The 9,385-nt window shown below is 39.8% G+C and carries 10 protein-coding genes and 1 pseudogene; 5 read left to right on the top strand and 6 right to left on the bottom strand.

Annotated elements, in window-relative coordinates:
- Positions 1-462: 462 nt before the first annotated feature.
- Together moaB and D5R40_RS27415 are read right to left on the bottom strand one after the other, a co-directional pair.
- Positions 463-981 carry a molybdenum cofactor biosynthesis protein B gene (gene moaB / locus D5R40_RS27410; protein WP_124147639.1) on the bottom strand — a complete coding sequence of 173 codons (519 nt, stop codon included), beginning with the start codon at positions 979-981 and terminating at the stop codon, positions 463-465.
- A gap of 23 nt (positions 982-1,004) precedes the next feature.
- Positions 1,005-1,559, bottom strand: coding sequence for a Uma2 family endonuclease (locus D5R40_RS27415; protein WP_124147638.1), 555 nt, complete (start codon positions 1,557-1,559; stop codon positions 1,005-1,007).
- 659 nt (positions 1,560-2,218) lie between these two features.
- Between D5R40_RS27415 and D5R40_RS38180 the strand changes: the two genes are divergently transcribed.
- The 3 genes and pseudogenes from D5R40_RS38180 (at position 2,219) to D5R40_RS27435 (ending at position 3,638) form a co-directional block, all read left to right on the top strand.
- On the top strand, positions 2,219-2,956 hold the full coding sequence (locus tag D5R40_RS38180; RefSeq protein ID WP_205127712.1) for a hypothetical protein: 738 nt from the start codon (positions 2,219-2,221) through the stop codon (positions 2,954-2,956).
- 237 nt (positions 2,957-3,193) lie between these two features.
- Positions 3,194-3,304, top strand: a pseudogene (locus tag D5R40_RS42915) (hypothetical protein); the annotation flags it as partial.
- Between the two features lie 13 nt (positions 3,305-3,317).
- A complete protein-coding gene (locus D5R40_RS27435; RefSeq protein WP_124147637.1) occupies positions 3,318-3,638 on the top strand; it encodes a hypothetical protein in 321 nt (106 codons plus the stop codon).
- A 35-nt stretch (positions 3,639-3,673) separates the two neighbouring features.
- On the opposite strand, the gene D5R40_RS36195 is transcribed toward D5R40_RS27435, so the two are convergent.
- Entirely contained in the window at positions 3,674-3,856 is a 183-nt protein-coding gene (locus D5R40_RS36195; protein ID WP_124147636.1) for a hypothetical protein, read from the bottom strand.
- A 106-nt stretch (positions 3,857-3,962) separates the two neighbouring features.
- On the opposite strand from D5R40_RS36195, the gene hisI reads away from it, so the two are divergent.
- On the top strand, positions 3,963-4,448 hold the full coding sequence (gene hisI, locus D5R40_RS27445; RefSeq protein ID WP_124147635.1) for a phosphoribosyl-AMP cyclohydrolase: 486 nt from the start codon (positions 3,963-3,965) through the stop codon (positions 4,446-4,448).
- Between the two features lie 7 nt (positions 4,449-4,455).
- Here the strand turns inward: hisI and D5R40_RS40170 are convergent, their stop codons facing one another.
- The 3 genes from D5R40_RS40170 to D5R40_RS27460 form a co-directional block, all read right to left on the bottom strand.
- A complete protein-coding gene (locus tag D5R40_RS40170) occupies positions 4,456-4,656 on the bottom strand; it encodes a hypothetical protein (RefSeq protein ID WP_240039195.1) in 201 nt (66 codons plus the stop codon).
- Positions 4,657-5,197: 541 nt separating this feature from the next.
- The gene (locus tag D5R40_RS27455; RefSeq protein ID WP_240039194.1) at positions 5,198-6,364 is read right to left on the bottom strand and encodes an alpha-hydroxy acid oxidase; all 1,167 of its coding nucleotides are present in this window, start codon (positions 6,362-6,364) and stop codon (positions 5,198-5,200) included.
- 488 nt (positions 6,365-6,852) lie between these two features.
- A complete protein-coding gene (locus D5R40_RS27460; RefSeq protein WP_124147634.1) occupies positions 6,853-7,425 on the bottom strand; it encodes a hypothetical protein in 573 nt (190 codons plus the stop codon).
- 595 nt (positions 7,426-8,020) lie between these two features.
- Between D5R40_RS27460 and D5R40_RS27465 the strand changes: the two genes are divergently transcribed.
- Complete coding sequence (locus D5R40_RS27465; RefSeq protein WP_124147633.1) at positions 8,021-9,100, top strand: threonine aldolase family protein; 1,080 nt, start codon at positions 8,021-8,023, stop codon at positions 9,098-9,100.
- The last annotated feature ends 285 nt before the right edge of the window (positions 9,101-9,385 follow it).

A 9,385-nucleotide genomic window follows, 5' to 3' on the forward strand; every position in this document is an offset into this window, starting at 1 on the left:
TGTCAATTGGTCGGTGCAGCATTTGTAGCCGGCATCAAGAATATGCAAAATCTGTTTTAAATTATTATCAAGAATTTAGATACACGGGGTTAAAACCCACGTTCGCAAGGGGCTGTGGGGCAAATCGAATTCGCCCCCTTGTAAGCCCCGCTCCACTGCGATCGGTTAAAACGGGATGGCTTTCTCTAGCTCACAGTTTTTTATGTAGGGCTTGCTGATTAAATCTAAAAGCATTTACAGATAAAGATTTTAGCCGATAATGGTCTTGAAAAAGTACAAGCTTTTTGCTCCTTAAAGCTGAAAAATTTAGGATGAAAGGGTTGCATAAGGCAGAAAAATCAAGGGATAATTCTTTCTCCTGCCTCCTCTAAATTTCTTACTCCTCCTGTCTCCTGACTCCTACCCTCACCCATAAGACTTTTTCAGCAAGCCCTAAGTAACAAAGCGATCGCCCGACCATTTTTAAGTTTCAGTTAATCTCGGTATCAATTGAGCCAAATTACAAGGACGATTACGAGAATCTAGTTGCTCTTTGATAATATTCCATCCTGTTTGACAAGCACCACTAGAACCAGGTAAACAAAAGATATAAGTACCGTTAGCTACGCCTGCCAAAGTTCGAGACTGAATGGTAGAGGTTTTAATTTCTTGATAGGAAATCATCCGAAATATCTCACCAAACCCTTCAATTTCTTTGTCTAAGAGTGGTTTAATCGCTTCTGGTGTACCATCTCGTCCTGTAACTCCCGTACCACCAGTAGTCAAAATTACTTGGACAGATTCATCTGCAACCCATCTAGATACTACAGCACGAATTTGGTAAATGTTATCGGGAACAATAGTTTTTTCTGCTAATAAATGTCCTGTTGTTGTTAAATTATCGACTAATATTTTACCCGATTTATCATCAGCTTCGGTTCTTGTATCAGAAACTGTTAGGACGGCGATTTTTAAGGGTAGTAAAGATTCGTTTTGATTCATTTTTGTGATTTTTAAATTAAGTTTTAACGGAAATAATTTTCTACTTCTAAAACACTTTTACCAAAACAACTATTGACAATTGTTGTCACGCGATCGCTGTTTAAGTTAGGCAGAGAATTGCTTATTGTTAATTCTAAATATCCTGAATCACGATAAACAAAGAATTTAACTTTATTGTTTTCCCATAGCCAAACTTCAGGAATTTTTAAGTATTGATATTTAGTTAAATCGTCCATACTCCCTGATGTTAGATTTATTTCTACTGCCAAATCTGGCTTGTCTTTGTCTATTTCAAAACAGTAAGCTACATCTGGTTCTTTCCCTTCTTTTCCTTCTTCCTTAAGAGTAGTTTGATTAAAGGTGAAAATAGGCATATTAAGATTACGACAATACGCCAAAATAATCAACCTGATATAATCACCAATCAATTCATGGTTACGTCCTGGGGACACGATAGTAATAACTCCATTGCGAAATGAAACTCGTTTACTGGGTAAATCTAAACTAATATATTCAGCCCAAGTTGTATTAGTAATTGTGCTAATTCGATCGCTTTTTTGTGTTCCAATAGTTAACATTTTTACTTAGGGGATATAGTTATTTCGTTACTAATCTAGAATATCAGACTAAAAAATCTAAATATTAGCCTAAAGAGCGATCTTATCATCTAAACTCTCTTTCAAGGGGTTTGAGTAGCAACTGATACTGTTGATGAACTTAACAAAAGAGATAGATTCGCGAATATTATTTGCGAATATGTCCAGTTAATTATTTGATTTTTGTTTTGGTTGCTCGTCAAAACCAACGTCCAATAAATTTTGTGACAAAGTATCAATAGTACGTTGAATTTAATCAAGAACGAGAACACCTAACCACCTGCATTACTGCCGTAATATGAGCTTGACTACCAGGTTTTGCTAAATGCTTATATTTACTAAAACTCTTAGCCTCGTTAGTTTTTGGAAAAATTGGCTCTTGTGCTTGAAGTTTCTAGTACCAATAAATGTTTTGCTGCTGTCGTACTTGAAGCCCGAGAAACTACTGTCCCTAGAGGAGTAACTTCACCTTGAGCAATAATTTGTTTTTTTGGGATCTCGCGATCGCGGATGTGATACGATCAATTCGTTCAATTTGGTCTGATGATGCTTGTTTTTGATTCATACAGGAGAAACATTAAGAAAAGGAGAAGATGATTCGCGATTTATATTCGCGAAGTATTAACTAAGTTTAACAAATATTGAAAGATTACGGAAGTAGTATAAAGATTATGGCTCTACATCCTCAATCAATGAAACCTGTTCCACCCTTAACAAAAGAAATAGCACACCAAGCTTTTCCAAAAGGGAATCTCTACATGACTATTCGAGATGAATTGGGTATATTTTATCAGGATAGCGATTTTGCAGAACTCTATTCAATTGAAGGACAACCAGCCTTGCATCCTGGGAATGGAGAGTGGAAAAAATCGGGGGAGATGATAGCTAATAATCCTGGCTCAGTTGCAGTTAATTGTGGCTCAAAAGCAAATCTAGTTGCAAATAATCCTGGCCGAAAAAGTTCGTTATTGCTGGCCCGGGGCTTTCTTATTGCTGGCTGCTCCCATCTTTTAATTATTACGATTATTGCTTCTGTATTGAATTGGTTAGGAGCGATCGCAACTTTAGCCAATATTATTAACCCTTTGATGGGATGGTTTAATTTACCCCCGGTCGCCTCATTGCCTATTGTTTTAGCTTCTATTCGCAAAGATGGACTGCTATTATTTGCCGAACCCGAAACCTTGGCTATGTTAACTCCCTTGCAGGTTTTGACTGGGGTGTATCTAGCAGGAGTATTGCTACCTTGTTTGGTTACTCTGTTAACTATTGCGCGAGAACAGTCTCTTCGATTTGCCTTATTGCTGTTAAGTAGACAGGCGATCGCTGCGTTCTTTTTTTCTCTATTACTTGCTTGGGGAGGATTATTAATCAAGTAATAAGGAATAAGTAATAGAGTTATCGCTAAATAGAGGGAAAAAATCGCTCCAACCTAGACAGAGCAATAATTTCAAGGCCTTTTTAGCCACCAATAGCTACAATCCTTATATAACAAGGCTTTTGGGGGTTTTTGAAGTTATAAAGCGACAAGTCTAATAATTTTTGCTCTTTTTAAATACCTTTATGAAATATCAATGGAAAGCTAATCATGAATCAATTTTTGATTTGAAGCTCTACCCGAAGCAGTATTAGAAATTTATAGCCGCGAGGAAGCAAGACCAATTTTGAGCGATCGCTTTCTCTGTGATAGGCTGAAAGTTAACCTTACTAGCTATGTAAATACTTGAAGATTCCACCTGTATGTTAGAATTAACTAATATCAAACAAACAGCCCTAGATTATCTTTTGTCCAATCTGGAAGTATCTCCAGAACATCGTCACTTGTTTGAGGTTGTAGGTGCAACCTGTTTTGATAATAATGAGTGGATGATTAACATTAGTATTGTCGGTTTAATAGGTAAATATTGGAATGTTTTTGTCAATGGCAACACGGGAAAAATTTTACCAGACTGCGAGTTTAATACAGATTGCCAAGACTTGAATGAACCCCATCAATATTCCCATCTGCCCGACTATTTAAATCAACTGCTCAATCGCCTGACTGCCAACGTTTCTAGGTAAATTAAATGGCGTTGCTGATTAGTAATGATCTATGCTTATGTAGGAAGAGTTTGAAATCTTAGATAGTGCAGCAGAAGACGAAGTTCTTTCATCTGTGGTGAATAGGGTTGACTCTTAGGGGATTCAACGAATTGACGACCACATATTCCACATTGGAAAAACTTTTGGCCACGTCTTTGGCCATTTCCCTGGTGTGGGTAGAGTGGCATTTCGGACATATCATGTTCTGAATTCTACAACATTTATCATTACATTTCAGCAACGCCAATTAAACACTGCTTTGTATGTAATAATGATTATCATTCATTACAAAATTTAGCTAATATGAATTCCCTATTTACCGCCCGCACTTCCGTAGAACAGGTTGAGGAAGGTTTGTTACTTGCGCCCAAATTTGATGCCAATGGTTTGATTCCAGTAGTTACCACAGATGTCAACACTGGTGAAGTGCTGATGCATGGCTATATGAACGAAGAGGCGTTAGTTAAAACCATTGAAACGGGAGAAGCTCATTATTACAGTCGCAGTCGTCAGCAGCTATGGCATAAAGGTCAATCTAGTGGACTGGTGCAAAAAGTACAGCAGTTAGCTATTGATGACGACCAAGATTGTCTGTGGATGCAGGTTAAAGTAGCTGGTTCGGGAGCTAGTTGTCACGTGGGTTATCGTTCTTGTTTTTATCGCTGTATTCCTACGGGAAAAAGTGCTATTGATTCCCAGGAACCAATTCAGTTAATATTTACCGAAACGGAGAAAACCTTTGACCCGAAAACAGTGTATGGTGATGCTCCCAACCCAACACAATTGTAAATTGACTTCAACCCCAACCATCATGATTGCTTCTCGGTAAAAAACCTCTATCCAAATCTACAGCACCTTCATATTGTTGGAGTTGTTCATCTTGCCAAGCACTAACTCCTGGCTGGAATTCATCCCAAGTATTAAGTACTTGCTCGTAGCATTGACGGGGTGTAATGGGTAGGTTTTTCAAGTAAAAGAACGTTGCTTGATCGCTCATACTCCAGCAACAATACAACCTCTGTTGTTGGATAATAATTATCGACAACTTCCAAGATGTGAGCAATCATAAAGTGATGGTGCAAAATTGCAGTGTCAGGAGCAGCTAAACAGGCATTCAAGAACGGCACAAGGCGAGAACGTCCGAAAAATGGGTTTTGAATGATTCTCCGCCAATCGGAGAATTTGTGCTACAAATAATCGCGCCGCGCTTCTGACTGAGATGACCTGCCCAAGCATTATAGCCAATGACCAGCAAATTACTGGCAATAAAATCTTGATGCCAATTCGATCCATCGTTTGTTTGACTCATTAGAGACCTCTATGCATGAAAGCCAATCCAGTTGAAATTTCGGCTAAAAGAGCTATGCAGATGCCTAGCAATTAGCAAGAAAAATTAGAGGTCGCCTGGATTTAAGCGCGACCCCATTGCCGATCGATTGTTGGGAATACAGCTCTTTCTCGGTAGATTTGTAGGGTGGGCAAGCCTAGGTCGGAAAATTCTCAATTCTTTCATTAGACCTTGTCCACCCTACTCCGCTTCATCGTGAGTGATGAAAGCGTAGATTCTCTCTACTCAATTGATCGAGCTTGGTCACTCCCATCAATTTCATATCACGCTCAATCTCAGTGCGCATATTACCTAAAACACGCTCAACTCCTGCTTGCCCAGCAGCGGCCAATGCAAAAAGATAGAATCGCCCACCTGAACATGCTTTAGCTCCAACAGATAGCGCCTTAAGCACATGGGTACCGCGCTGAATACCACCTTCGCAAATGACATCAATTTTATCCCCAACAGCATCACAAATTTCTGCGAGTTGATCGAAGGGGCTACGGCAACCATCGAGCTGACGGCCGCCGTGGTTAGAAACCATAATACCCGTACAACCAATATCAACAGCACGCTTGGCATCTTCCACACTCATTATCCCTTTCAGTGCAAACTGCCCATTCCACTGCGAGCAGAGTTTTTCAGCATCATTCCAATTCATGGATTGATCTAGCATCGTTGAGAAGTAATCACCAACAGAGACTGCTAAGTTCGTTCCCTGCGAGACATAGCCAGACAAATGTGGCATATCGAACTTTTCTTTTGTCAAAAAGTTCCAAGCCCATGCTGGGTGCGTCGCAAAACTCATTAAGGAGTCAAGCGTTAATTTTGGTGGCGAAGTAAATCCTGTACGCTGATCGCGTTCGCGATTACCACCAGTAATGGTATCGACGGTTAATGCTAAAACATTAAAGTCCGCTGCTCGTGCGCGTTCAAGCAACGCATCATTCAAGCCGCGATCTTTATGGAAGTAGAACTGAAACATCTTCGGCGTGTTTGCTATTTTTGAGATTTCTTCAACGGTTACTGTCGCCAGTGAAGACACCCCAAACATCGTGCCATATTCTGCAGCAGCCCTCGCAACCGCACGCTCTCCTTCGTGATGAAAAAGGCGTTGCAATGCTGTCGGGGCACAGTAGATAGGCATATCTAGTTTTTGCCCCATCACCTCAACTGACATATCCACATTTTCCACACCGACAAGCACGTTCGGAATAAGATCGCAGTCTCCATAGGCTTCAGTGTTACGCCGATAGGTCTGTTCATCATCGGCCGCTCCATCGATGTAATTGAAAATTGGTCCTGGTAGTCGGCGTTTCGCTAATTTTCGGAAATCCTGAAAATTGTGACAGTCATTCAATCTCATAAAATACATCAGTCAGATTTATGTTTACTAAGTCCATACTATTCCATTTTGAGAAGCATTCAACCTTCATCGCCAGTCTCTAGGGAATGGACTGTTCCAAAATCACCAGTTTATCGATCTCTTGACGATTTGTAATTGCAATTGGGTTCTTAGACATCGTAAAGCAGTAACCTAAGGATAATACCTAAGAACCACTGCCTCAAGCCTCCCTGAAATACTACAGAAATTTATACGACAACTATTTGTATCGATAACATAAATATAGCCCAGTAGATTATCTCAACAGTCGGGTTGACGATCGAGAAGCTCAACCCAGGTTTTGGACACTCAGCAATTCTTGTAGAAATGAAAGTGCTCCACCTCAATTTGATGTCCTATTCTGTTGAAACGCTCCAATCGCAGCACCAATCGCAATTCCGATGGCGACACCAACACCGATGTTTTCAATGGCCCCCCCGATTAGCTCCACCCTAGATCCAGAAGAGCCAAAGTTAAAGTCACAATGTTAGATGAAAGCGCTGCGTGATTTGAGGTGACTCCCCTGAAAAGATGTGGGTTTGCTGACCCAATGTCGTGTCCGAAACAGATTCATCTTTATGATGTATGGAGAGCGCAAACAGTCTGCCACTCAGTGGCCGAAACCGGTGCACAAGACTACCACAGAATTCAAACTCAAGAAACACTGGCCCCTCACACTCAAAGATCTCATGCCTTGGCTGTAGAAAAGACGCAGGGTTCTCAAAAACCGAAATTATCAGACCTCTATCAGCAATAAAGAACACCCGACGCGCAGATAACATCCGATCCTCTGTTGAAAACGAATGCCAGTGATATTGCTGATCGGGTAGGCATTCCAAAATCCAAGAACTTCCAGTCGGAACGTGGCTCTTCTCCGAAGCCGCTTGATCGATCACAGAATAATTACTGAGCCTCGTGTAAATTTCAGAAGCAGCCTCAAAGACTTTACCTTCTTGGTCTCGAAGCTTAAGGAACGTTTGGAAGCTTAAAATTTGCTGTTCAACAAGCGCTTCGCTGTTCGATATAACAGTTGCAACTGCAAGACTACTCATTTTAAATCAATTCCTCCACGAGATTGGGTTGATGTGGTCTATCCCAAAGTATAGAACCTATAAGGGTAGGAGAATATTAATTGTTACTAAATTAGCTCACTCATGGCTGAAAATTTTTGCCAAAAATGAATTAAAACAGTATAATTTGGTATAAATACAAGCAAAACCATATACTAGTCTTAATATTAAATCCGGTAGCATCGGTGTAATAAGATAGTGAATCAGAATCCAGCAATTCTGCAATCCAGAATTCAGAAGGGAAGAGAACTCAGAATTCTTTCCGCTCTAGGTGAAGATGGAATCTTTTTTAATACCGAATTAAACGGATTTGATATAACACATATATAACCCATTTGGTATCTATTTTTTTATAGATGGGGAGGGTAGGAAGTGTGGGAAGTGTGGGAAGTGTGGGGAGATGGAGGAATTTTTCTACTTTTTTTCCCTATTTTATTTCTCTCATTCCTGACTCCTGACTCCTGTACCAAAAACCCGCACCTTTGCAAAGATACGCTTAGGGGTTCTACACAAAAGTATTAAGAGAATACTTTGAGTAAATTTACATGTTTTTCTATATATGAGGTAAATTTAGATAATGGATAATATTGATCTGGTTAATTCAGATAAGTCAATTCGATTTACAGCAGATGGGATTGAAATGTCTCCACTTGCATACTCGCAGCTTCTGTATAAGCTTACAAAAAGCAGAAATATTGAACGTGATGTATATTCACTTGGCGGTATTATTAGTGAGTTTGAAGCCAAATTTGCTGATTTACTTGGCAAAGAGACTGCCGTTATGATGCCATCAGGAACGCTATCCAATCAAATCGCAATTCGGGAACTTGCTAATAATAAAGGAAGAGTGCTTGTCCAAAAAGAAAGTCATATCTACAATGATTCAGGAGATTGTTTACAAACCCTCAGCAGATTAAACTTAATACCACTTGCTCCGGATCGAGCTACATTTACTTTGGACGATGTGAAGCAAGTTATTGACAAAGCGAAAACAGGCAAAGTTGTAACAGAAGTGGGTGTCATTTCTATTGAAAGTCCAGTGCGAAGAAAGTACAATGAAATTTTCAACTTTGAAGAAATGAAGAAAATTTCAACTTTTGCCAAAGATCAAGGTATTAGGCTCCACTTAGATGGAGCAAGATTATTTATTGCATCGACTTTTTCTGGTATATCGCCAAAGGAGTACGCTTCTTTGTTTGATACAGTTTATGTTTCACTGTTTAAATATTTCAATGCTGGCTTTGGAGCAATATTAGCCTGTTCTAACGAGTTCGCAAAAGATTTATACCATGTACGGCGAATGTTTGGGGGTAATATATTTCAAATGTGGCCATCTGCGGTCATAGCCCTCAACTTTCTTGATACATTTATGGATGAACTGAGAATGGCTATCAAGCTAGCAGATGATTTTTTTGATTTAATCCATAAAAATTCATCTTTCAAGGTTGAGAAAATTCCCAATGGTAGTAATGTCTTTAAATTGCATGTATCTGATGTTGATTTGGATAAGTTTAGGGATACGTTGGAAAAGAAAAATGTTTATCTTCCAGAGCCAGAACCTGATAGCAATACTTTCTTGCTGAGAATCAATGTAACCTTGAATCGCATCTCTGCGGATAGACTGGCACAAATATTTATAGAATCATTACACGCTTAGAGTAAAAACGATCGATCCCGCACCTCAAAGCCCCGTACTCAAGCCTTAAAAAAATTCCCGATAAATGACTGATCGAGCTAAACTAAAAGATGCTCGATCGGGCAAGAAATTTATCGGGCAAGAAATTTTGCAGGTTAAATCGACGATCAGTCAGTTTGTCTTTTCAAGCAATAAGTATTCTTGACATCCTCCCGACGCTGCACTTGCGTGACAGCGCGGGATTCCTAACCATCGCGCTATTAGGGCTTTCTGCTGCCTCTTGCAGAGGAGCTGCGCTAACAATGC

The organism is Okeania hirsuta (assembly GCF_003838195.1).
In the GTDB taxonomy this organism is placed as follows: domain Bacteria; phylum Cyanobacteriota; class Cyanobacteriia; order Cyanobacteriales; family Microcoleaceae; genus Okeania; species Okeania hirsuta.